Raw genomic sequence first — 23,844 nt, 5'->3', positions numbered from 1 at the left:
ACGTCACGTCTACTGCTATTCCCGGGGAGGCGGGGAGTAGCGTCGAAAAGGTGTCCGCCGGGGGCCGGAGTTCCCGATAAACCCCGGACCCCGGCGGAACTCTAGGGTCGAGCCGCGCCGACCTCGGCCGGCCGGCCGAGGGCGCGGTACTCCCATCCCGCGGCCCGGTAGCGTTCGACGTCGAGCGCCCCGCGCCCGTCGACGATGCGTCGATGGGCGACGAGCACCCCCATGTCCTCGGGTGCGGCGGAGACGAACTCGGCCCACTCCGTCAGCAGCAGCACGACATCCGCCTCGTTCACGGCTTCCGCGAGGGAGTCGGCGTAGTCGAGGTCGGGGTAGGCGCGGTGGGCGTTGGCGTTCGCCTTCGGGTCGTAGACCACGACGCTCGCCCCCTCGAGGTAGAGCAGCCGCGCCACGTCGAGGGCGGGCGCGTCGCGCACGTCGTCGGAGTCCGGCTTGAAGGCGGCGCCGAGCGCGGCCACCCGCACGCCGTGGAGGTCGGGGCCCGCGAGCTCGCGGACCAGGTCGACCGTGCGCGACCTGCGCCGGAGGTTGATCTGGTCGACCTCGTGCAGGAAGGTGACCGCCGCGCTGACGCCCAGCTCCTCGGCACGGGCGCGGAAGGCGCGGATGTCCTTCGGGAGGCAGCCGCCGCCGAATCCGAGCCCGGGCTTCAGGAAGCGGCCGCCGATCCGGTCGTCGTAGCTGAGTGCGCGGGCGAGCAGCGAGACGTCCGCCCCGGATGCCTCGCACACCTCGGCCATGGCGTTGATGAACGAGATCTTGGTGGCGAGGAAGGAGTTCGCGGCGACCTTCACGAGCTCGGCGGTCGCGAGGTCGGCGACCACGACGGGCACACCCTCCTCCAGGAGCGGGGCGTAGGCGTCGCGCAGGCTCTGCTCGGCCTCGGCGCTCGCCACGCCGAAGACCAGTCGGTCCGGGTGGAGGGTGTCCTCGACGGCGAAGCCCTCGCGCAGGAACTCCGGGTTCCAGGCGACCTCGACCTCGCCGCCCGTGAGCTCCGCCACCATGCCGGCCAGGCGCTCGGCGGTGCCCACCGGCACCGTCGACTTGCCGACGATCAGGGCGCGTCCGGTGATGCGCCGCGCCAGCTCCGAGAACGCCGCGTCGACGTAGCGCAGATCCGCCGCATCCGAACCGGACGACTGCGGCGTGCCGACGCAGACGAAGTGCACCTCGCCGAAGGCGGCCGCGTCGGCGAAGTCGGTGGTGAACCGCAGCCGACCCGTCGCGAGGGTCTCGACGAGCAGGGTGTCGAGGCCGGGCTCGAAGAACGGCAGTCGACCGGATGCGAGGGCATCGACCTTCACGGGATCGACGTCGACGGCCACCACCTCGAAGCCGAGGTGGGCCATGCAGACGGCCTGGGTGGCTCCGAGGTAACCGGTGCCGATGACGGTGATGCGGGGTTTCGGGGGGCGAGCGTTCACGGTACGTCCTTCGCGTCAGGAGTGTCCGATCTCAACTGACGCCACCCATCGGGGTGGTGACGCAATCCTCATCGACCGTGGGCGGGATCATCCGCTCGGTGGGGGTACCCGGCGACCGTCCAACAGTTGCTGGCACCAAGGTGGCAGCGGGGGCATCGGGTGTCAATACTCGATGCCCCCCGAACGGGGAGGTTTTACCTGCCGTTAACGCCGGCGGCGAATCCGCGAAACGGCTACGCGGGCACCACCCGGATGGTCACGGGGATGGTGGTCGTCGCACCGCTCGTCGTGACCACGACCGCGTCGGTCGTGTAGAGACCGGCGGGCACGCCCGTGAGGTTCCAGGAGACCGTCCATCGCGACGCCGAGCGGGTGCCGCTGACGAGCGTGCGCCCGTTCACCGGGATCGTGAAGGAGGCCGCCGCGATGCCCTTCGACGCGAAGTAGGCGTCGATCCCGGGGATGTCGGAGCTCGTACCGGTGCCGGCGGGCAGCGTCAGCACGCCGGATCCGCCCGAGCCGCCCCCGCCCGAGCCGACCGGAGGTGTCGGCGCGGGGACGGCTCCGAGCACGGCACCCGGCACGCTGTCGGCGCCCGCGAGGCGTGTGTCGAGCGCCTGGCCGTCGACGTCCGTGGCCGCCGTCGCGACGGAGCCGGCCCCCGAGATGCGGGCCTGGGTGGGGTCGACCAGATGCAGGTCGCCGCCGTCGCGATCCCGGAAGTCGACCTCGCCGTAGCGTGTTCCGCCGACGCCGAGCGCGGAGGGCTGGGCGCACACCGAGGTGTTCCAGGCGAGGATCACCGTGTTGGTGAACGGGGCCGCGCAGTCCGAGAGGTATCCGAGGATGTTCCGGTCGGCCACGAGCCCGGGCGACGCGGTCAGGCGCGTCGACCCGGCGAGCACCGTGTTGCTGCGGAAGACCAGTCCGGTGATCTTCGGCGGACGCAGGTCCACGGCGGAGCCGCCGCCGCAGAGCGGCGAGCGGACGACGCAGCTCTGGATGAAGTTCGACTCGATCACGATGTCGGTCATGCCGGTGCCGCCGCCGGGCGACAGGATCACGCCCGCGTTGTAGCAGTTCGCGATCCTGTTGCCGCGCACCGTGACGCGCGAGCTGTCGAAGATCTGCAGGCAGTCGGCGTGGTAGCCGTTGTCGATCGACTGGTCGTAGTCGTGGATCGTGTTGTCCTCGATCAGCACGTCCGAGGCGTTCCCGACCTGGATCCCGTCGATCGAGTGACCGCCCTCGAACTCCGAGTCGGTGACCGTGATCTTCGCGGCGCGCAGGAAGAGCCCGCCCCCGTCGAAGTGCATGGATCGCAGCTGCGAGCCCGTCGATCCGGCGTTGAGGTAGAAGGTCGTGACGACCCGCATACCCGTCCAGACGAGGTACGGCGCGGTGCTCTTCACCCGGCTGAGGGTGACGGAGGCGCCGCTCGCCGGTCGGACCGTGACGGGGGCCGACGCGGTCCCCCCGCCGCCGGAGACCGTCAGGTCGGGGTAGCTGCCGGAGAGCAGCAGCACCCGTCCGCCACCACCGGCACCGGCGATCGCGGTGCCGACGGCGCACGGCGCCGAGGCCGTGCAGGCCGTGCCGCTCCCCGCTGCGGACGCGTAGCGGTCGGCTGTCGCCGCCCCCGCCGGTGACCCCGGTGCCAGGAGCGCCACGACGAGCACCCCCAGCGTCCCGAGCGTCAGACCACGACTTCTCCCGAATCGATCGCGCACGACGACCGCCCCCATCCCCTGATCATCAGTTGCGGATCACCACCGTGATCTGCGCACTGTTTCCGGTGTTGCCGGCCGCATCGCGAGCTTTCGCGACGATCGGGTACGAGCCGTTTCGATAAGCACTTGTATTCACCGTAAGCGCCCAGTACTGCCCCGTCCAGGCCGCGTCGCCGAGTTTCTGCGAACCCGACCAGAACGAGACGCCCTCGACGCCGACGTCGTCGGACGCCGACGCGAGCGCCGTGAAGGAGCCCGAGATGGTCTGTCCGCTCGACGGCGTGAGGATCGACACGATCGGTGCCTGGGTGTCCGGCGCCTGGGTCGGAGTGGGCGTCGGCGTCGGCGTCGGCGTCTCCGTGGCGGTGGGCGTGGGGGTCGGGGTGGGGGTGTCGGTCGGGGTGGGCGTCGGCGTCGGCACGATGTCGCCGACCGGGATCACGGACACGGCGAAACCGAAGTACTTGCCGCTGACCGGGTTCAGCGGGTCGCCCGTGAACTGGTGTCCGCGCAGCTGGGCGGCGGCGGCTGCTTGCGCCCGGATCACCTGGATGATCTCGGCCGGCGACTTGCCGACGCACGCGCCGCCGGGCGAGAGGCAGTCGAGCACGACGCCGCTCGTCGCCGCCGTCGACATGCTGGTGCCCGACTGGATGTACGCCGCGCCGCCGCCCTTCTTCAGGGTGTACGGGCACATGCCGGGAGCCGCCACCGTGTGCGCCTTGTCCGAGTCGAGCACGGCGAAGTTCGTCGTGGCGGCGTAGCTGTCGTCGGGGGTCTCGACGGCGCACGGCGCGACGCCGACCCCGCCCGGCATCCCGTCGTAGTCGGCGTAGTTCGTCGCGGTGAGCACCTCGTCGTAGGCGGCGGGGATGAGCGTGCGGAAGTCGACCTTCTGGTTGCCGGCCGCCGCGACCACGGTGACCCCGGCCGCCACGATGTCGCAGATCGCCTGGTGCACCACGTCCCCGTTGCTGTAGCCGCAGTTGCCGTCGTCGGCGCCCGTCGTGCCCATGCTCATGTTGACGACCTCGATGTCGTACTGGGCGTGGTTCTGCAGCACCCAGTCGAGTCCGCACATGAGGCCGGAGAGGGTGCCCTCGTTCTTGGTGCCGAGCACGCGGACGGAGTAGATGGGCGCGCCGGGCGCGACGCCGACGATGCCGATCGCGTTGTCGGATGCGGCCATGTAGCCGGAGACGCCTGTCCCGTGGCCGTTCGCGTCGGAGGCGGTGCCGGACCCGAAGCAGTTGACGGCTCCGGCCAGGTCGTAGTCGGCGTTCTCGTCGACGCCGGAGTCGATGACGGCGACGGCCGGGCCGGAGTAGTCGTCTATGCCGTCACCCGCATACACCGGCGCGCCGGTGGCCTCCACCGCCTTGGGCACGTTCGTGACGGTCTGCCCGTAGCCCCAGGTCGGTCGGTCGATGGTGATGCCGCGCACGGATCCGTCGCGGGACAGGGCCGTCGCCTGGGCCGAGGTCAGCTGGGCGGCATACCCCTGCACGGACGCGTACTCCGCGGTGGGCGTCAGCTCGAGGTTCGCGGCGACCTGCGTCGCGCGGGCCTCGTCGCCGAAGGAGAGGATGTAGCGCCCGGCCGGCAGCGTGATGGCGGGCGCGAGCGCGACGAGCGCGGTCGCGGCGATCACGGCGGATGCGGCGACGAGGGCGATCACGGCGGCGAGCCGGGCGCGGCGCCCGGTCAGGGTGGACGGGAGGCGCGGAACGGACCATCCACGGGTGTGCGGGTACGGCAAAGCGGTCATCGGGGGGCTCCATCGGGTGTAGCGCCTTACGGCGAGCGGTGCATCGCATCGACGAGTGGGGATGCGGGTGCAGCCGGCGCTATCGGGGAGCCGGTCGCGGACTGGTTCTCGGGGGGTGGAACGTTCCGCCTCGAGCCGGGGACACGCGGGGATCCGTGGATCCGGGTGTACGCCTCGAGTGTGGTGTGGGCGACAGTATCCCACTCGAGAGGGCCGAGGGGAACACCGGGGGGCCGATTGCCGCGCGTCGCCCACTCGAGCGCGTCTCCCAGGTCCGCGGCGTTCAGCTCCTCGTCGAAGGTGCGCACCCAGTCCTCGCCCACCTGACCCGCGAGCTCGACGAGGGAGCCGAGGGCGGGCACGAGCACCGGCCGATCCGCCGAGAGCCCGAGGATGGCGGATCCGGAGTTGAGCACCGCCCGGTACGGCAGCACCACCAGGTCCGCCGCACGCAGGTACGCCGCCATCCGCTCGTCGTCCTGGAACGCCAGGTCGAGCCGTACCCGGGGATCCGCCGCCGCGAGCGTCGTCAGCTCCTCGGCGAGCTCCGGCGAGGAGGGTCGGCCCGCGACCGCCAGGGCCAGGTCGTCTCCGGGGACCTCCGCGAAGGCGCGCAGCAGGGCCGACGCGTTCTTGTACGGGCGCAGCTGCCCGATCGTGACCGCGAGCTTGGCGTCGAGAGGGAGTCCGAGCTGCTCCCGCGCCTCCCGCCGGTCGAGCGACCAGTCGTAGGCGTCGCGATAGTGGCCGTGCGGCGTGACGAAGCCCGGGAGCGCATGCAGCTCGGGATACCGCTCGCGGGCGAGCTCGAGGCTCGACTCGGACAGGGCGAGCAGGCCGTCGAGCTCCTCGACCAGCAACCGGTGCATCCGCGCGCGCAGCGCCGGGGTCGCCCGCTGCTCGTGGGAGTCGAGATTGTGCACGGTCCACACCATCCGGGTGCCGCGGAGCCGTGCGATCCGCAGCGCCGCACGGAACAGCAGCAGCCGCGCACGCACGATCGACATGCGGTGACCCGAGAGGAAGGTGAGGTCGGGCCAGTGCAGGTGCACGATGTCGACGCGCGCGAGGGCGAGGCGGAGGTAGCTCAAGTCGCGCACCCGGAGCCCCTCGCGTGCCAGCGCATCGGCGAGCAGCGCGTTGTAGGGGTTCGCGGCCGCGGTGCGGTACGCGGGCTCCGCCTCGACGATCAGGCGCGTCACGCGGTCACCCCCTCGCGCGTCGAGAACAGGGCGGCGCGCGCCGAGGGATAGCCCGGCGACCAGTCCCCGCGCCGACGCCAGACCTCGCGCCAGGTGTCCTTGCCGAGGGCCGCGCGCAGGCCCGCCCCCGCCCGCAGCATCCCGACCGCGACCCGTGCGCGGATGCCGGGCCAGCGCAGTCGCGCGTCGGTCGCCTTGCCCGCCATGACCAGGCACATCTTGCGCCCGCTCGACGACGTCGACCCGCCGACCTCGTGCACGATCTCGGCGCGCGGCACGATCACGGGCCGCATGCCCGCGAGCCGCGCCCGGCGGGAGAAGTCGGCGTCCTCGCCGTACAGGAAGAAGCGCTCGTCCATGCCGCCGAGCAGGTCCCAGTCGGCGCGCGAGATGAGCAGCAGGCAGCCCGTGATGACCGGCACCTCCCGGACGGTGTCGCGCTGCCAGCGGCCGAGCGACTCCGGGTCGAAGAGGCGCGTACGGTGGAACACCGTGCTGAGCCCGGTCGCGAAGCAGATGAGGCTCCACGCGGTCGGCTCGCCCCAGCACGAGCTCGGATCGAGCCCGCCGTCCGGGCGGAGTGTGCGCCCGCCGTAGACCCGGTACTCGGGGTGCTCGTCCGCGAAGGCCACGAGGGCGGCGATCGACCCGCGCCGCACGAGCGTGTCGGGGTTGAGCAGCAGGATGCGCTCCCCCGTCGCGACGTCGGCACCGCGGTTCACCCCGGCCGCGAAGCCGAGGTTCTCCCCCGCGTCGACCACGACGACGCCCGGGAAGCGCTCCCGCAGCAGGGCGACGCTCCCGTCGACCGATCCGTTGTCGACCACGACGACCTCGGCGTCGACGGGTTCGCCCTCGAGCGAGGCGAGGCATTCGGCGGTCGCCTCGGCGGTGTTGTAGTTCACCACCACGATCGACACCGCGGGGCTCATGCCGACACCTCGCCCGCGTCGACGCCGACCGGAACACCGTCCGCGGTGGCGTCCGGGCGCCAGCCGATCACCTTCGCCGGCACGCCGCCGACGATCGCGAACGCCGGCACGTCCCGCGTGACGACGGCGCCCGCCCCCACGATCGCCCCGTCGCCGATCGTCACCCCGGCCGTCACGACGGCGTTGGCGCCGAGCCAGACGTCGTCGCCGATCACGATGTCGCGCTCGACCTTCCGCTGGTCCATGACGGGGGTGCCGCGCTCGATGCCGTAGTTCGAGGCCGTGATGGTGACGTGGGGGGCGAGGAGGGCCTTGCGCCCCAGGATGATCCGCCCGGTCGAGTTGCCGGCCCACAGCACCGAGAACTCCCCGATGTGCGACCCGTCGCCGATCCGGATGCGCTCGGCGTTGCGGAACGACACGTTCGGGGCGAACGACACATCCGCACCGCGGTCGAGCACGCGCACCTGCCGCACGTGCGAGTACGAGGCGAAATGGGCCAGGCGGATGCCCTGGAGGTACGTCCCGACGTCCAGCATCGACCGGATGAGGCCCCCGACGCGGCTCATGCCGGCACCTCCGCGCGCGCGTCGGACGCGGCCGAGGGATCGTCGTCGCCGAGGACCACCCGCGCCATGTCCGCGGCGATCGACTCGACGTCGACGTCCGGCGCACCCGAGACGGCGATGCTGAAGGTCGACGCGTAGCTGCCGGCGAAGACCGCGAACGGATGCCGCGGATCCAGCACCGGCCAGAGCACCACCTCCCGCACGAGTGCGGCGCCCGCGTAGCGCGGTCGCACCCTCCACGGCAGGTACGAGGTGTACCCGGGCGCCGAGAGCGGCCGGGCGAGGGCGTCCGGGTCGCCGGCGATGAAGGCGCCGAGCTGGGCGCCCACCTGGGCGACCGCCTCCGCGCGGCCGCTCCCGGGGCTCAGCGACACCTCGGTCATCGAGATGTTGTTGCGTTCGTCGCCCGTGGTGCCCGCCCGACGGGAGACCGGGACGAGGAGCGCCGTCTCGGCGGCGGGATCCGTGCGGGACGCGGCGAGCAGCGACGCCGCGACGGCGAGGTCGTGCACCGAGCACCCCGCCGCCCGGGCCGCGAGCTTCACCTCGCGCAGATCGAGCGTGCGGAAGGCGTGGTGCCGGTGCGGCAGCGGCATCCCCTGCTGCCGCCGCAGGCGGCGGGGCCGGAGGATCCGTCCGCCCGTGCGGCGCAGCCGACGCGGGAACGGCTTGCGGGTGTACTCCCGCCACGCGGCGCCGAGGCCGCCCTGCCGACGCCACCAGGAGGCGCCCGCCTCCCGCAGGATGCCCATCGCCCCCGGCGGCGGTGCGAGCTCGTCCGCCGCCGGGGTGGCCGAGGGGTCGAAGGGGGCGTCCGCCGTCAGCTGATCGATGAAGCGGAGGGCGAAGATGCCGTCGCCGAGCGCGTGCTGCACCTGCGGCACGAACGCCACATCGCCGTCCGGCAGCCCGGCCACCAGGAGCGTCCACAGCGGACGGTCGAGCGCGAGGGGTCCGTTGCGCTCGCCGCCGAGCACCAGGGCGACGTCGTCGGGCTCGACGTGGTCGATGAAGCGCACGTGCCACGCGAGCTCCGGCTCGGCCGCGACCCACGCGGGGGTCGTGATCCCGAGCGGCATCGACCGCACGCGCATCCGCAGCGCCGGCCAGTTCGCGACGAGGTGGCGCGCGAGCACGAGCACCGCCTCGCGATCGATCGTGCCGTCCGCGCGACGGTATGGCGCGCCCTCGACGATCAGGCCGCCCGTCGGGCGCATCGTCTGGAACGCGACCCAGTCGGCCACGAACTTCTCGTCGAGCGTGCGCATGAGCTCGACCGGCAACCGTGTCGCCATCAGCTCCCCTCCTCCATCCGGATGGCGGCCGCATCGGGGAGGCCGTCGACGACGATGGGCGCGGGCGGTTCGGCGTCGACGAACCTCCCGGCCTCGAGCTCCAGGCGCCTGCTCTCGGCGATGCCCGTGACGATGCCGGACAGCATCGCCCGCTCCGCTGGACCGCGGCGCGGGTCGCGGCGCTGCCGGAACGCGCGGCGCGCGGTGCGCCCCGCCAGGATCGCGAACATGCGGGCGCCGGTGATCCAGCGCACGCGCAGCCACTTGCCGACCAGTCCGCCGAGGCCGAGGCCGTAGCCCCGGTACAGCGCCTCGTACGCGATGTCGTCGCGGGTGTTCACGTGGTGCACCACGCAGCTCGGGTCGTGCACCACCGCGTAGCCCGCGTCGAGGATGCGGCAGAAGATGTCGAGGTCCTCGGCGCCGGCGAACCGCCGCCCCGCCCCCAGCACCTCGTCGAAGCCCCCGAGCTCCACCAGCACGTCGCGCCGGAAGGCCATGAGGGCGCCGTGCCCCGCGTCGAGGCCGTCGAGCACGCGCTCGTACCGACGGGGCTCCCCCGGCGCGACCTCGTCGGCGAGCGTGTGATCGATCATCTCGCCCGTGACCGAGCCCACCGCCTCGTCGGCGAAGCGCTCGAGGATCCCCTCGGTCCAGCGCTCCACCGCCACGCAGTCGTCGTCGGTGTAGACCAGGTACGGGCGCCGGGTGGCCGCGAGGCCGACGTTGCGCGCGATCGAGAGCCCCTTGGTGTCCGTGCGCACGTAGCGCACACCGGCCGCCCGTGCGACGTCGATCGTCGCGGAGGTGGTCGAGGCGGAGTCGACCACCAGGATCTCCGCCTCACGCGGCGTGTGGGCGACGATCGTCACGAGCGCCGCCGAGAGCATCTCGGCCCGCTCCCGCGAGCAGACGACGACGGCCAGCTCACTCGGCGACGGCATGGACGGCACCTCCCCGTCGCGCGATCGCCGCGCGATAGGCGGCCACGAGGGATCGGCCCGCCGCCTCCCAGCTGAGCTCCGGGGCGTGCGCCGCCGCCGCCGCGGACATCCGGGCGAACTCCTCCGGATGATCGGCGAGCAGATCGAACTGGGCGCGGAGGGCGTCGACGTCGCCCGGCTCGTGCAGCAGGCCGTGCACGCCGTCGTCGAGGTACGCGCCGGCGGCTGTCGACACGAGCGGAACGCATCCCGCCAGCTGGGCTTCGTAGGTCACGAGGGCGCTCCCCTCCTCGACGGTGGGCAGGACGAGCACGTCGGCCGCGGCCAGGGCGGCGCCCGGGTCCCGGGTGAACCCGCGCATCTCGACGCCCGGCTGGTCCAGCAGGGGGGCGAGCACCGCGGCGTAGGTCGGGATGGGGTCGCCGTGCACGACGAAGCGGCCGGAGTCCCTCAGGCGCGATCCCGCCCAGGCGCGGAGGGCGTGGTGCAGGCCCTTGCGCGGCTCCACCCGGCCGAGGAACAGCACGACGGGCGGGTCGTCGGACCGTCGCGGCGCCGCGGGCGCGCCGTCGGAGCGGGCGCCGTAGCGATGACGCAGGATCCGCTCGGGATCGTGTCCGCGGGCGACGAAGCTGCGCGCGACCGCGTCCGACGGCGCCAGCACGGCGGCGGCGGCCGCCCACTCGCGCTCCTCGCGCGCCAGGTGCGCGGCGTTCGCGGCGTGCGAGGCGTCGGCGGGCAGCTCCACCCCGAGGCGCGCGCACTCCTCGGCGACGACCTGGTAGGCGTGAGCGGTGTGCGTGTTGGGCGCCTCCCGGAGGCCCGGCGCGCCCACCTCGGCGGCCGCGCGGAGGGTACGCTCGGCCGCCAGCGGCCAGGTGTGCACGACATCCGGTCGCACCCGGCGGACGAGCTCCGCCCCGATCCGGTCGTGGAAGGCGAAGGCGCGGTCGCGACCCACGGCGCGGTGCGGGATGCGCACCCGACCGCGCTGCAGCACCCGGCGATCCGAGGCGAGCCCGGGGATCGGCCGCGCGACGCTCGCGCTGACCAGGTGCACCTCGTGGCCCGCGGCCACGAGCTCCGTGACCTGGTTCCACGCCGTCCAGCCGATGCCGGGCGCGCCGATGGCGTGCGGGAACGAGTAGACGACAGAAAGCCGGCCGTTGCTCTCTGATCCTCGGTACGACGTCATGGCTCTCACCTCCGTCGGGATCAGGTGATGCCGTCACCCTTACGGGGGTCACCACCGCGGCGCAATACCTGGCGGGAAATGTTCCCGAGGATTCGCTCAGGTTTTACATGTCGGCAACATGCGGGGGTGGAGGCGGAAACACCGATGCTGGCATCGTGTCCCGTGAGGGACCCCCGATACCCCTCAGCTCCACCTCCCCCCGTGTTGAGCAATGACGCCCTTCCGGGTATGTCCTCCCCCGATCGGAAGGTTCCCCCGCATGGACATCCCGAAGTACCTCCAGATCCTCTGGGCCCAGAAGTGGCTCCTCGTCGTCGGCCTCGTCGTGGCCGTCGCGGCCGGCCTGTTCGCCGGCTACACCATCACCGACGGCACGCTGACCTCCCGCGTCACGCCGAGCTACCGCGCGGCCACGACCGTGCTGGTCGGCAGCGCGAGCCAGCCGATCTTCCAGGCCGAGACACCCGTGGATGCCGGGTCGGGGACGGTGCAGACCCGCGATCTCACCCAGACCGCGGTCGTCTACGCGTACCTCGTCGCCGGAGCCCAGATCCGCGCCGCGGTCGAGGCCGAGATCGGCGAACTCGGCGAGGGCGAGGCGATCTCCGCCGTCCGGCGCACCACCCAGCCGGGCGGCGACGAGTCCTCGCCCGGGCGCTTCTCGCTGCCGATCCTCGACGTCATCGGCACGGCGGAGACCGCCTCCCGCGCCGAGGACATCTCGCGCACCGCCACGGTCGCCTTCCAGGAGTACGTCGCCCGCGAGCAGAACGAGTCGGGCATCGACGAGTCGTCCCGCGTGCAGTTGACGACCCTCGACGAGCGGCCCGCGGAGGACGTGACGAAGAGCAGCTCGATGCTGCCGGTCATCGTCACCGGGCTCGCGGTGTTCCTGCTCTTCGTGATCGCGGCGTTCGTCGTCTGGAACGTGCAGGCCGGCCGCGCCCGCCGACGGGCCGAGGCCGGGGAACCCGACGCGGCCGAGAGCCCGGCCGCCGCCCGCGCGCCCCTCGCGACCGCGACACCCGCCTACGAATCGCACTGACCGGGTCCGCCATGACCACCACGACGGATGTCGGCGGCGGTGCGCGGCCGACCGGCGCCTCGCCGTCGCCCGAACCGGCGGCGCGGCGCGCCCTCCGCGGACCCACGGCGGCGCTCGTCGGCCTGCTCGTGCTCATCGTGTTCGTGCCGATCCGCACCTACGCGCTGCCGATCCCGCTGCCGTTCGAGCTCGAGCCGTACCGGCTCTACGTCGCGCTCCTGCTCGTCGGCGCCGTGTTCGCGCTGCTCGCGAACCCACGGTTGCGCATCCGCCCGGTGGCGTTCGGCCTGCCGATCGCGATCTTCGTCGCGACCCTCGTCGTGTCGATCGTCGCGAACGCCGTGCCCCTGGCCGAGCAGGGGCTCATGGGCACCGCCGTCGGCGGCCTCGTGAACCTGCTGTTCATCCTGAGCGTGTTCTTCCTGGTGCGGCAGTTCCTCGGCTCCGAGCGCGTCGTGATGGCGACTCTGTCGTTCCTGGCCTGGGGCGGCGCGATCGTGGCCTTCTTCGCGATCGTCGAGCGGGTGACCCGGGTCAACGTCTTCCTCCTCTTCGGCCAGGTGCTGCCGTTGGAGACGCTGCGCACGATCGCCGACGACTACCGGGCGGGCGGGGCGCGTTCCTTCGGATCCGCGCAGCACCCGATCGCCCTGTCGGTCATGCTCTGCATGCTCATCCCGATCGTGCTCTACCTCGCGCGCGAGGCGAGCTGGCCGCGCAACCGCATCAGCCGGGCGATCGTGCACGGCGGGCTCCTGATCGTGATCCTCGGCGGCATCGGCATGGCGGTCTCCCGCACCGGCGTCGTGGTGCTCGCGGTCATGCTCGTGGTCACGATCCTGCTGCGCCCGCTCACCGGGATCTCGATCGTGCTCGCCGCGGTGCCGACGCTGCTGATCGCGTCGTTGCTGAGCCCGAAGACCGTCTCGACGACCCTGCTGTCGTTCCTCGACGTGGACTCGCTGGTCGCCTCGCAGTACACCTCGCCGGGCTGGGGAGGCCAGGGTCGGCTGGCCGACCTGGGGCCGGCGTTCGCCCTCGTGCAGCAGCATCCGGTGCTCGGGACCGGGTACGGCGGGCGGATCGTGGTGGGCGAGGATGCGAACGGCTTCATCCTCGACAACCAGGTGCTCGGCATCCTCATGGACTCCGGCGTGATCGGACTCATCGGTCTCGCGGTCTTCATCCTCGTGCCGTTCCTCATGCTCGTGCGCCACGCGCTCGACGGCGCGGTGCCGCCGCGCTACCGTTCCCTCGCCTTCGCCCTCGCGGTGTCGACGTCCGGCTACGCGGCGGCCATGTTCTTCTACGACGCCTTCGGCTTCATGCAGACGCTGCTGGTGCTGTGCGTGCTGTGGGCGGTGGGCGCCTGGGTGCTCACCGAGGCGCCCGGTGCGCGTCGGCTGCGCGCCGCCCCCGACGGGGCGCGCACCGCGCCGGAGGCGGTCACATGACGCCGATGAGCGTCATCGTCCCGGCGCACGACGAGGCGAACGTGATCGGCGCCAACCTGGCGCGGATGGCCCGGGGGGTTCCCGCGGGGCGTCTCGAGTTCGTGGTGGTCGCCAACGGATGCCGCGACGACACCGCAGCCCGTGCCGCCCGTGCGATCCCGGACGCGGTCGTGGTCGAGCTCGCGGAGGGGTCCAAGATCGCGGCCCTCAACGCCGGCGACGCGGTCGCCCGGCATCCGATCCGCGCGTACGTCGACGCCGACGTGCGGGTCGCCGGCACGACGCTGCTGGCCCTCGCCGAACTGCTCGACACGCCGCTGCCGCGGGTCGCGGCCCCGCGCTTCACCGTCGACACCTCGCGCTCGTCGATCTTCGCGCGCGCGCACTACCGCGTGTGGGAGCACACCGACTACCGGCGCAGCGGCCACGTCGGGTCGGGGATCTACGCGCTCTCCGCGGCGGGGCGCGCGCGGTTCGACGCCTTCCCGGACGTGATCGCCGACGACCGCTACGTGCAGCAGCTCTTCGCGCCCGAGGAGCGGCTCGCGCTCGACGGGCACAGCTTCGAGGTGCCGGCCCCGCGGACGCTGCGCGCCCAGATCCGGCGGTCCACCCGCATCCACCGCGGCAACGCCGAGATCGCCCGCGACTACCCCGAGCTGCGGCCCGCCCCCGCGACCGGGCGCCACGGGAGCCTGCTGGCGCGGGTCGCCCGACGGCCGTCGTTGTGGCCGGCCTTCCCGGTGTACGTGGTCGGCACCCTGGGGCCGCGACTGCGGGCGGGAGCGCGCGGGCCCCTCGGCTGGGAGCGCGACGAGACGAGCAGGCGATGACCGCGCAGCAGGAGCGGACGACCGCGCCGAGCGACCTCGCGCATCGCGCCTCGCGCGGAACCCTCGTGACGGCGGGCGGGCTCTGGGGCCGTGCGCTGCTGCAGACGGCGTCGACCGTCGTGCTCGCGCGACTGCTCGACCCCACCGACTTCGGTCTGCTCGCCATGATCACCGCGATCGTGGGCGTCGCCGACCTCGTCCGCGACTTCGGCCTCACCGCGGCCCTCATCCAGTCGCGCACCATGACCTCGAGGCTGTGGTCGAGCGCGCTCTGGCTCTCGGTCGTGCTCGGGGTGGTGCTCTCGGTCGCGGTGGTGCTGCTCGCGCCCGTGATCGCCCTGCTCTACGACGAACCGCGGCTCGTACTGCTGACGATCGTCATCGCGCCGACGCTCTTCGTCAACGGACTGGCCATGCCCATGCAGGCGAAGCTGCAACGCGAGCTCCGGTTCACGACCCTCGCGCACATCGACGTCGGCTCCATGCTGACGGGCGTCGTGCTCTCGATCGCCGCGGCCCTCCTCGGCTGGGGCGTGTGGTCGCTCGTGCTGCTCGCCGGGGCCGGGCAGGTCTACCGCCTGGTCGCCCTGTGGATCTGCGCCCGCCCCCGCTTCGGACGTCCCCGGATCTCGCGCGAGGTGCTGCCGCTGGTGTCGACGGGCGGCAGCGTCTTCGGGGTGCAGCTGCTCAACTACGCGGCCCGCAACCTCGACAACGTCATCATCGGCTACCAGCTGGGGCCGCAGGAGCTCGGCTACTACTCCCGCGCCTACGCCCTCTTCCTGCTGCCGCTGCAGCAGCTCAACGGCCCGCTCGGACGCGTCGCGCTCCCCGTGCTCTCGACCCTCCGCGACGAGCCGGAGCGCTTCCGCAACTACGTGCGCGGTGCGGTGCTCGTCATCGGGTACCTGACCATCCCGACCTACGCGGTCGCCGCCGCGGTGTCCGGCCCCCTCATCGCGCTGCTGCTCGGCCCGGGCTGGGAGCCCGCGGCGCTCGTCTTCTCGCTGCTCGCCGTCGCCGGCGTCGTCCAGGCGGTCGGCAGCGTGCAGGGCTGGCTGTACCTGACCCTCGAGCGCGCGCATCGCCAGCTCGTCTACTACGCGATCACCCGGCCGCTCGTGATCGGCGGCTTCTTCCTCGGGATCTGGTGGGGCGGCATCGACGGGGTCGCGCTCGTGTACAGCGCGATCACCCTCGTGCTCGCGGTCCCCGGGTTCTGGTTCGCCATCCGGGGCACCTTCGTGCACGGCAGCGACATCGTCGGCCCGCTGCTGCGCCCCGCGATCGTCGCCGTGCCGGCGTTCGCGGCCGCCTTCGCGGTGGTGCAGCTGGTCGACACCGTGGCCGTGCTCGAGCTGCTCGCGGGCGGCGCAGCCGGTCTCGTGCCGATCGCCGCGGCGTTCGCCGTCCCCGCGTATCGGCGCGACATCCGCCGGATCGCGGGGTTCGTCGCGCAGGTGCGCCGACGTCGGCCGGCCGCGCCCGAGCCGGGGGCGCCCGAGCCGGAGGCGGTGTGAGGCGGGCGCGGGGCGCGTTCGCCGCGGCCCTGCTCGCCGCCGTGCTCGCCGGCTGCACCCCCGCGGCCTCCACCCCCGACGAGACGCCGGCCGCTCCCACCCCCACCCCGACCGAGGTGCGTCCGGCGATCATCGACGAGGTCACCCGCATCGTGGTGCTCGGGGATTCGGTGACGCTCGGGGTCAACGCCTGCCCGGCCGAGGACCGCATCTGCGGGTCGGCGTCGTGGGCCACGGGGAACGCCGAGGTCGACTCCCTCGCCGTGCGAGCCGCGGCCCAGAACCCGGCGGTCGAGGTGCAGTCGCTCGCGCGCGACGGCGCCCGGCTGTCGACGGCGCTCGGAAATCTCGACCACGTCGTCGGCGAGCACGCCCAGCTCGCGATCGTCTTCCTCGGCGCGAACGACGCCTGCGCGCCGTCGCTCGGGGAGATGACGGAGCCCGAGCAGTTCCGCGACGAGCTCGGGCAGCTGCTCGACGCCCTCGCGGCCGACACCGATCCCGAGGTGCTGCTGGTCGAGGTGCCCGACCTCGAGAACGTCTGGGAGCAGGGTCACGGCAACGGCCGAGCCCTGCGCGTCTGGGCGTCGACCCCCGCATGCCGGTCGCTGCTCGCCGACGCGGAGGACACCGGGCCGGCCGCGGAGGCTCGTCGCGCGGCCGTGAGCGACCGGGTCGAGGCGTTCAACACGGTCATCGAGGACGTCTGCGCGGCCCGGCCGCGGTGCACGACCGACGGCGGTGCCGTGCATGACCACCCGTTCCGCTCCCCGGAGCTGTCCTCGATCGACTACTTCCACCCGTCCGAGGACGGCCAGCGGGTGGTCGCCGAGCTCATCTGGGCCGCCCTCGCGCGGGTCCCGTCGGGCACGCCGTGACGCCCACCCGTCCCCGCACCGTCGCCTGCGCGATGCTCCTCGCCGCGGCCCTCACCGGCTGCACGGCCTCCGTCGGCGCGCCGGACGCGAGCGGCGGCACCGTGCTCACCGTCTCGCCGGCGGGGACCGGGGCGTGCACCGCCGAGGCGCCGTGCGGCTTCGAGGACGCTCTCGACCGCGCCGCGTCGGGGACGCGGATCGAGCTCGGCCCCGGCGACTACGGCGATCTGCGCATCGACGGGTACCGACGGTTCGCCGAGTTCGCCGACCCGCTCGTGATCACCGCAGCGCCGGACGCGGAACCCGTCGTCGGGGGGCTCCGCATCTCGAGCCCCGGCGTGCACCTCGAGGATCTCACCGTCGCCGGGCTGCTCTCCTTCGACGCCGGCGCCGACGGCGGGAGGGCGGAGCGCGTCCACGTGACCGGGAGCGGCATGTTCGTGCGCGCCGACCACGTCCAGGTGGTCGACTCGCTGTTCGAGGGCGGCAGCTCCGTCGACGGGATCCAGATCGCCCGTGCGAGCGACGTGCTCGTCGAGGGCACGACGGTGCGCGACTACGACCAGGAGATCGACAACGGGCGCCACGCGGACTGCATCCAGCTCTTCGACGTCGCGGACGTGGTGATCCGCGGCAACCATCTGTCGAACTGCTACAACGCCGGCCTCATCATCTCGGGCGGCGGTCGCGGCATCCAGGGCCTGCTCGTGGAGGCCAACTTCATCCAGGGCTGCGTCGAGCGCACGGAGCGCTGCGGGGGCGGTTCCGCCGCCGAGCTGCGCGAGCAGGGGGTCAGCGACCTCGTGGTGCGCAACAACACCTTCCTCAACGGCTCGGTGCGCTGGGGATCCGCCCCGGGCGCGGTGTTCGACCGCAACGTCGTCTCGTACCTGAGCGAGTGCGGGTCGCGGATCAGCAACTCCGTGGTGCTGAAGTGGAACGTGAAGATGTGCAAGGTGCCCGAGTGGCTGGACGCCGACGGCAACCGCACGGGCGACTACCAGCCGCTCGACCCCACGACGGGCGACCTCGCCCCCGTCGAGCCGACGCAGGCCCGGATCAGCCCGGCGGGAGATCTCGAACCGGCACCGGCCGGGATCGACGGCGCCGCGCTGCCCGACGACGTCGCCGGCGCGATCGCCGTCGGCTGACGCCGGATCAGGCGGAGTGGGCGAGCGGCGCCCCGTCGAGCAGGAACGGTCCCGCGCCGACCGTGCGGGTCGACCGCGCCGCGGCGCGCTGCAGCAGCTCCGCATCGAGCTCCTCCGGTGCCGCGGCGACCGCGAGTCCGCGGCGCTCCAGCTCCGCCGCGATCTGCACCTGATGATCGTCGACGTGCTCCTTGTGGCGGGCGAGCCGGGGCACGAGCACCGGGCACCGGCCCGCCTCGATCGCGGTCACGGCGGCCCCGACGCCCGCGTGGGCGACGACGAGGTCGGCCTCCGCGACCGCCGCGGCGAGCTCGGCGTGCGGTACCGTGGCCCGCCCGGCGACCCCGTGGGTGTGCACGTCGAGCGGTCCGGTCTGCCAGAGCACCTCGGCATCCCCGAGGAGCGGGGCGAGCGCCCCGATGAGCCGGGCGAAGCCGTAGCCGTCCTGGGTGCCGAGCGAGACCACCGCGCGGCGGATGGGAGTCGGTGTCCGCTCGGCACCGGGTTCGAAGGCGTCGAAGATCGCACCCCGGAAGCGCCACCGCTCGTCGGACCACGCCGGGTACTGGGTGTAGGTGCGCACCCCGCCGAAGCGCGCCAGGATGCGGCCCGAGAGCGACGGGCCGTCGGCGCGGGCGGCCGACTCGATGTAGTGCGCCTCGATGCCGCGTCGCGCGGCCTGCGGCAGGGCGGCGACCGCGGGGCTCGCGCCCGTGCTCACGACCCGCTCGATGTCGCCGCTCTGCAGCAGCCGGCGCACGATGCGCGCGATGCGCGCGGTGTTCCAGGCGTCGCGCGGAGCGGCGAAGGGGACGAACACCGTGTCGCGGCCCTCGAGCAGGCTCGTCGACAGGCCGTTCTCGAAGGTCGCCCAGAGCTGATCCTCCGGGCGGATGCCGAGCCGCGGCGCGAGCGTGAAGAGCTGCTTGAGGTGACCGCCGCCGGAGCAGATGAGCAGGGTACGGGCCATCGGGGGCTCCCCTCAGTAGGCGCCTTCCTTGCGGAAGACGGCGCGGATGGTCTTGAGGAGGATGAGGATGTCGCCCGTCACCGACCAGTTCTCGACGTAGGAGAGGTCGAGCTTGACGCTGTCCTCCCAGCTGAGGTTGGAGCGCCCCGACACCTGCCAGAGCCCCGTGATGCCGGGCTTGATGAGCAGCCGGCGGTTGACGCGGTCCTCGTACATCTCGACCTCCGCGGGAAGCGGCGGTCGCGGCCCGATGAGGCTCATGTCGCCGATCAGCACGTTCATGAACTGCGGCAGCTCGTCGAGCGAGTACCGGCGCATGATCTTGCCGATCGGGGTGATCCGCGGGTCGTCCTTGATCTTGAACAGCACGTCGTTGCCCGCGTCGCGCTCGGCCTGCAGCGCCGCCAGGCGCGCCTCGGCGTCGACCACCATCGAGCGGAACTTGAACATCGTGAAGGTCTGCCCCTGCAGACCGACCCTGGTCTGCCGGAAGATGATCGGGCCGACGCTGGAGAGCCGGATCGACATCGCCAGGAAGGCGAAGACCGGTGCGAGCAGCACGAGCGCGCTCGCCGCGGCGACGACGTCGATCACGCGTTTGGCGGCGTGGTTGACCCCCGAGTACTGCGGCAGGTCGACGTGCACCATGGGCAGGTCCTGTACGGGCCGCAGGTGCATCCGGGGGCCCGCGACGTCGGTGAGCCGCGACACCAGGATGAGCTCGGTCTTGGCGTTCTCGAGCTGCCAGCCGAGCTCCCGGATCTGGGCGTGCCCGCCCGGCAGGTTGCCCGCGATCATGACGGCGCGCGTGCGGGTGCGGCGCGAGATGGCGGGGAGATCCTCGACGTCGACCATCGGGAGCGGCTCGGGATCGTGGAGCCGGCGCCCGTCGGTGATCACCACGCCGATCGGGCGGTACCCGGCGCGCAGGTTGACCCGCAGCTGGGACACGACCCGCTGCACGTCCGCCGCCGGGCCGACCACGATCGCCCCCGTGAGGCAGCGACCCGCGCGACGCAGGGAGTTCAGGGTGCGGCGCCAGACCATCCGTCCGGTGAGCAGCAGCGCGAGACCCACCGGCAGGGCGACCGCCAGGTAGCCGCGAGCGACCTCCAGCTGCACGATGAAGGACAGGATGGCGAGCACCCCGAACGTCCAGAGGGTCGCGTTGACGACCCGCTGGTACTCGATCATGCCGACGGCGATGATGCGGGTGTCACGGGAGCGGGTGGCCGCGAGGCACAGCATCCACAGCACCGCGATCGCGACGGCCACCCCGAGGTACAGGGTGTCGATCGAGCCGCCGCGCACGTCGGGCGTGCCGAAGCGGACGATCTGCGCGACGACGAGGCTCACCGCCACGGCGAGCAGGTCGGTCAGGACGAGCACGCGGTTCAGGCGGCGGGGCCAGGCGAGGTGCTGGGGTTGCGCCGTGACGCGATCGGAGCGGCGCACGTCGCGCGCGGCATCCGCGCCGCGCGGCGTGGATCCGGGCGCGAAGGAACCCGTGGGCAGGGAGGGCGAGAGACCGGACATGCAGTCGTGCCTTTCGAGTGGGGGAACTCGACGACTCCGCACGTTGGACCGCGGTCGGGGTACCGCGCGGACGTCAGCGGTGACAGCGGGACGGACGACCGCGCAGGGCGGCCGTTCCGGCGGCAATCGGGATGCATCCGGAGAGTGGTACTGGGTGAGAGGCTAGCGAGGGCGGCGAAAGCCGACAACGCCTCACGGTGGTTCGTTACCCGGAGTTCGCGTCGGCGAAATCAGCCCGACACATTCGCGCGGTCGTAGAGCAGATCGAACACCGCGCGGTGCCGGGACTCCCACGAGTTCTCGGCCACGAACCGCAGGCGGCGCTCCTCGTCGGCGCGGCCGAGCGCGAGCAGCTCGTCGACCGCGCCCGCGAAGTCCTCGACCCGCGGCACCAGCAGCACCCGGTCGTCGACGTCGCGCATCGGGGGCAGGTCGACGGACAGCACCGGCGCGCCGCCCGCGAGGTACTCGTACGCCTTGAGCGGGCTCATCGCCTCGGTCAGCGGGGTGACACGGTGCGCGACGAGCGCCCCCTCCGCGGCGCGCAGCACCGCGACGAGCTCGGTGCGGCCGACGGCCGGATGCACGACCACGTTCGGGATGCCCTGCACCGGCGCGAGATGGTCGGGCGCGGCCACGTGGCCGAGCAGCACGACCGACACATCGGGGCGGGCCCGCGCGAGCACCGCGACCCCCTCCGCGTCGAGACGGTCGTCGATCGTGCCCACGTAGACCAGCCGCGGTCCCGGGACGGCGGCGAACCACGCCGGCACCTCGGGCTCGGGTCCGATCCACTCCGCGACCTCGACGCCGTTCGGCACCACGACGCCCGGTCCCGTGGGGGCGATCCGCTCGACGATCTGCGCGGACACGGCGGCGACCGGCATCCCGCTCGCGGCGATCCGGCGATACGCCTCGCGATAGGCCGGCCAGAACTCGGACCGGCCGGGGTAGCTCGTCCAGTCGTCCCGTCCGAAGTAGACCACGCGGCTCGCCCACTCGGGCCGCGCGAACCCGGCCACGAGCGGATGCGTCGTCAGCAGCACGGGCGAGCGCTGACCCGCGCGCCGCGCGGCGCGCCCCAGGGCGTCGCCGTAGGCGCGATAGCGCGCCTCGAGCGCGTCCGGGTCGAGCGGATCCCGGCGGTCGCGCACCCGCCACGGCTGCACCAGGTGCCGCCCCGCGAGATCCGGGAACCGGGCGCCCCGAGCGACCGCACGGCGGGCGGCGAGCGTCGGCAGCCACCGATACGGGTTCGCGATGATCACCTCGCGCACCTCGGGGTCCGCGATCAGCGCCGCCGCGAGACGATCCGGCGGGCGCATCATGCCGCGGTGCACCGCGTCGTCCCAGGTCTCGTAGGAGAAGGTGAAGACCACCTCGTGGCCGCCGCTGCTCATGCGAGCTGCCGGATCACGCGGGCCGGGACGCCCGCCACGACGGCACGCGGCGGCACGTCCTCGCGGACGACGCTGTTGGCGCCGACGACCGCGTTCTCGCCGATCGTCACCCCCGGCAGCACCACGACGTTCTGGCCGAGCCAGGCGCCGCGGCAGATCCGCACGGGCGCGACGCGTACGAGCGGCTGGTCGCGGATGAACGCGTCCGGGTCGTCGAAGCCGTGCGAATGGTCGGTGATGTAGCAGCCGCGGGCGATGTCGACGCCCTCCTCGATGATGACGCTCTGCACCGCGGTGATCGAGGTCTGGTTGATGCGCGAGCGGTCGCGCAGCTCGATGACGGGCGCCGGGTGGCTGCGCTCGGGCGACATCAGCCAGGAGCCGGGCCCGATGATGACCCCGGATCCGATCGAGATCAGGTCGGGGTTCCCGGTGCGGAAGGGCAGCAGGATGCGCGACCCGTGACCGAAGGAGTGGAAACCCCTCGCCGCCAGCACACTGAACGCGGCGTCCCTGGCGCGTTGCAGAACCATCAGAATTCCGAGCGCGTTCATCACGTCTCCTCGCCGGGGTCCTGTCCCGCGAGGCCCACCATAACCGCGGGAGCGTGTCCCCCGAAGCGGGGTCACGCGGAATTTACGTCGCGTTTACACGGGGCCCCCTCGCGGCAACACGAGGTGGCTACCCTCGCGGACATGTCCACCCCCCAGGACTCCCCCGCGTCCCTCCCCCATCGCGCGGCCGTGCGCCTGCGCGCGGCGCTCCGCGCTCCCGGGCTCCGGCGCGTCGCCGGTGCCGCCGCGGCCGCCCTCACGCCGGCCCACCGCACGGCCGCGCCGCGCACCCACCTGCTCGTCGCCCCGCCGGGCCACGGCAACATCGGCGACCAGGCGCTCGTCGAGGCGTTCCTCGAGCAGGTCGCGGGACCGGTGACCGTGATCACCCGCCGGGCGGGCGACGTCGAGGTGCCGGACGACGCCCGCGACCGGGTCGTGGTCCGCCCGCTCCCGTCGCTCGTCTACGGCGGCGCGCTCGGGCATGCCCGCGACCTCCGCACCTTCGCGCGCCTGCTCGACGACGCCGTCTCGCTCAGCGTCGTGGGCGCCGATGTCATGGACGGCGCCTATGTGACGGGCGCGTCCGTCGCGCGCGCGGACATCGCCCGATTCGCGGCGCGCCGCGGGGTCGACAGCCGGGTGCTGGGCTTCAGCTGGAACGCCGCTCCGCATCCGGCCGCGCGGGCGGCGGTGCTGCGCGCGGAGCGCGCCGGGGTGCGCATGCTGCTGCGCGACCCGGTGTCGCACGAGCGCGCCATCGCCGACGGCTTCCGCGATCCGGTCCTCACCGCCGACATCGTGTTCACCGCCGCGACCGTCGACGAGGCCCTCGCCGACGAGGTGACGGAGCGGCTCGCGGGGCGCCCCTTCGCGATCGTCAACGCGAGCGGGCTGGTGGGCGACGTCGAACCCCAGCTGGCCGAGTACCTGCCGATCGTGTCGGCACTGCGGGCCGCCGGTCTCGCGGTCGTGGTGCTCCCCCACGTGTCGCGACCCGGCGCCGACGATCTGCCCGTCTGCCGACGCCTCGTCGCGGCCGCCGACGACCCCCAGGTGGTGCTCGTCGAACGCCTCGAGACACCCCGCCGCATCCGCGGGCTCGCCCGACGCGCCGAGCTGACCGTCACCGGTCGCATGCATCTCGCGATCATGTCGCTGCTCGGCGGGGTGCCCGCGGTCACCGTCGCGACCCAGGGCAAGGTCGAGGGGCTCATGCGCTCGCTCGGCGCCGAGGAGCTCTGCCAGCCCCCGGGTGCGGGCCTCGGCTCGCGGGTGGTGCCGGTGATCGGCGCGGCCCTGCCGGCCGGCTCCCCGATCCGGCTCGCCGTCGCAGCGACGCTGCCGGAGGTCGTCGCGCGGGCAGCGCGCAACCTCGACGGGCTGCGGGTGCCCGACGCCGCCGCCGTCTAGG

At 73.1% G+C, this 23,844-nt stretch carries 20 protein-coding genes; 7 read left to right on the top strand and 13 right to left on the bottom strand.

What is annotated here, in order from left to right:
- Positions 1–101: 101 nt before the first annotated feature.
- The 9 genes from NUH29_RS00650 to NUH29_RS00610 all read right to left on the bottom strand — a co-directional run bounded on the left by NUH29_RS00650 (position 102) and on the right by NUH29_RS00610 (position 11,089).
- Positions 102–1,454: a UDP-glucose dehydrogenase family protein gene (locus NUH29_RS00650; protein ID WP_258796934.1), complete on the bottom strand. Its 1,353-nt coding sequence runs from the start codon at positions 1,452–1,454 to the stop codon at positions 102–104.
- Positions 1,455–1,687: 233 nt separating this feature from the next.
- On the bottom strand, positions 1,688–3,199 hold the full coding sequence (locus NUH29_RS00645; RefSeq protein ID WP_258796933.1) for a right-handed parallel beta-helix repeat-containing protein: 1,512 nt from the start codon (positions 3,197–3,199) through the stop codon (positions 1,688–1,690).
- Positions 3,200–3,209: 10 nt separating this feature from the next.
- Positions 3,210–4,952: a S8 family serine peptidase gene (locus tag NUH29_RS00640; protein ID WP_258796932.1), complete on the bottom strand. Its 1,743-nt coding sequence runs from the start codon at positions 4,950–4,952 to the stop codon at positions 3,210–3,212.
- 26 nt (positions 4,953–4,978) lie between these two features.
- Complete coding sequence (locus NUH29_RS00635) at positions 4,979–6,154, bottom strand: glycosyltransferase (protein ID WP_258796931.1); 1,176 nt, start codon at positions 6,152–6,154, stop codon at positions 4,979–4,981.
- Positions 6,151–7,086, bottom strand: a complete 936-nt coding sequence (locus NUH29_RS00630) for a glycosyltransferase family 2 protein (RefSeq protein ID WP_258796930.1) — start codon at positions 7,084–7,086, stop codon at positions 6,151–6,153. Before NUH29_RS00630 ends, NUH29_RS00635 begins: the two co-directional genes overlap by 4 nt.
- Entirely contained in the window at positions 7,083–7,655 is a 573-nt protein-coding gene (locus NUH29_RS00625) for an acyltransferase (RefSeq protein ID WP_258796929.1), read from the bottom strand. The genes NUH29_RS00630 and NUH29_RS00625 overlap by 4 nt, the downstream gene beginning before the upstream one ends.
- Positions 7,652–8,950, bottom strand: coding sequence for a wax ester/triacylglycerol synthase domain-containing protein (locus NUH29_RS00620; RefSeq protein WP_258796928.1), 1,299 nt, complete (start codon positions 8,948–8,950; stop codon positions 7,652–7,654). The genes NUH29_RS00625 and NUH29_RS00620 overlap by 4 nt, the downstream gene beginning before the upstream one ends.
- Positions 8,950–9,894 carry a glycosyltransferase family 2 protein gene (locus NUH29_RS00615; RefSeq protein WP_258796927.1) on the bottom strand — a complete coding sequence of 315 codons (945 nt, stop codon included), beginning with the start codon at positions 9,892–9,894 and terminating at the stop codon, positions 8,950–8,952. Before NUH29_RS00615 ends, NUH29_RS00620 begins: the two co-directional genes overlap by 1 nt.
- Entirely contained in the window at positions 9,878–11,089 is a 1,212-nt protein-coding gene (locus NUH29_RS00610; RefSeq protein ID WP_258796926.1) for a glycosyltransferase family 4 protein, read from the bottom strand. Before NUH29_RS00610 ends, NUH29_RS00615 begins: the two co-directional genes overlap by 17 nt.
- A 259-nt stretch (positions 11,090–11,348) precedes the next feature.
- Between NUH29_RS00610 and NUH29_RS00605 the strand changes: the two genes are divergently transcribed.
- Genes NUH29_RS00605 through NUH29_RS00580 form a run of 6 tightly spaced genes read left to right on the top strand, consistent with a single transcriptional unit; the run spans position 11,349 to position 17,970 of the window.
- Positions 11,349–12,134 carry a hypothetical protein gene (locus tag NUH29_RS00605; RefSeq protein ID WP_258796925.1) on the top strand — a complete coding sequence of 262 codons (786 nt, stop codon included), beginning with the start codon at positions 11,349–11,351 and terminating at the stop codon, positions 12,132–12,134.
- A gap of 11 nt (positions 12,135–12,145) precedes the next feature.
- A complete protein-coding gene (locus NUH29_RS00600; RefSeq protein ID WP_258796924.1) occupies positions 12,146–13,588 on the top strand; it encodes an O-antigen ligase family protein in 1,443 nt (480 codons plus the stop codon).
- Positions 13,589–13,593: 5 nt separating this feature from the next.
- Complete coding sequence (locus NUH29_RS00595) at positions 13,594–14,421, top strand: glycosyltransferase family 2 protein (RefSeq protein WP_258796923.1); 828 nt, start codon at positions 13,594–13,596, stop codon at positions 14,419–14,421.
- A complete protein-coding gene (locus NUH29_RS00590) occupies positions 14,418–15,941 on the top strand; it encodes a lipopolysaccharide biosynthesis protein (RefSeq protein WP_258796922.1) in 1,524 nt (507 codons plus the stop codon). Before NUH29_RS00595 ends, NUH29_RS00590 begins: the two co-directional genes overlap by 4 nt.
- A complete protein-coding gene (locus NUH29_RS00585) occupies positions 15,938–16,819 on the top strand; it encodes a GDSL-type esterase/lipase family protein (RefSeq protein ID WP_258796921.1) in 882 nt (293 codons plus the stop codon). The genes NUH29_RS00590 and NUH29_RS00585 overlap by 4 nt, the downstream gene beginning before the upstream one ends.
- Positions 16,816–17,970: a right-handed parallel beta-helix repeat-containing protein gene (locus NUH29_RS00580; protein WP_258796920.1), complete on the top strand. Its 1,155-nt coding sequence runs from the start codon at positions 16,816–16,818 to the stop codon at positions 17,968–17,970. Before NUH29_RS00585 ends, NUH29_RS00580 begins: the two co-directional genes overlap by 4 nt.
- A gap of 7 nt (positions 17,971–17,977) precedes the next feature.
- On the opposite strand, the gene NUH29_RS00575 is transcribed toward NUH29_RS00580, so the two are convergent.
- The 4 genes from NUH29_RS00575 to NUH29_RS00560 form a co-directional block, all read right to left on the bottom strand.
- Complete coding sequence (locus tag NUH29_RS00575; protein WP_258796919.1) at positions 17,978–18,940, bottom strand: glycosyltransferase; 963 nt, start codon at positions 18,938–18,940, stop codon at positions 17,978–17,980.
- Positions 18,941–18,952: 12 nt separating this feature from the next.
- Positions 18,953–20,476, bottom strand: coding sequence for a sugar transferase (locus NUH29_RS00570; RefSeq protein ID WP_258796918.1), 1,524 nt, complete (start codon positions 20,474–20,476; stop codon positions 18,953–18,955).
- 230 nt (positions 20,477–20,706) lie between these two features.
- On the bottom strand, positions 20,707–21,876 hold the full coding sequence (locus NUH29_RS00565; protein WP_258796917.1) for a glycosyltransferase: 1,170 nt from the start codon (positions 21,874–21,876) through the stop codon (positions 20,707–20,709).
- A complete protein-coding gene (locus NUH29_RS00560) occupies positions 21,873–22,409 on the bottom strand; it encodes an acyltransferase (protein ID WP_258796916.1) in 537 nt (178 codons plus the stop codon). Before NUH29_RS00560 ends, NUH29_RS00565 begins: the two co-directional genes overlap by 4 nt.
- A gap of 162 nt (positions 22,410–22,571) precedes the next feature.
- Here NUH29_RS00560 and NUH29_RS00555 point away from each other — a divergent pair, with 162 nt between their 5' ends.
- Positions 22,572–23,843 (top strand): polysaccharide pyruvyl transferase family protein, encoded by a 1,272-nt coding sequence (locus NUH29_RS00555; protein ID WP_258796915.1) that lies wholly within the window; start codon positions 22,572–22,574, stop codon positions 23,841–23,843.
- Position 23,844: the final 1 nt, after the last annotated feature.

It is taken from the genome of Protaetiibacter mangrovi (assembly GCF_024752305.1).
Classification (GTDB): domain Bacteria; phylum Actinomycetota; class Actinomycetes; order Actinomycetales; family Microbacteriaceae; genus Homoserinibacter; species Homoserinibacter mangrovi.
Note: the sequence above shows the minus strand (reverse complement) of the source record. Positions and strands in the feature narration are given on the sequence as shown.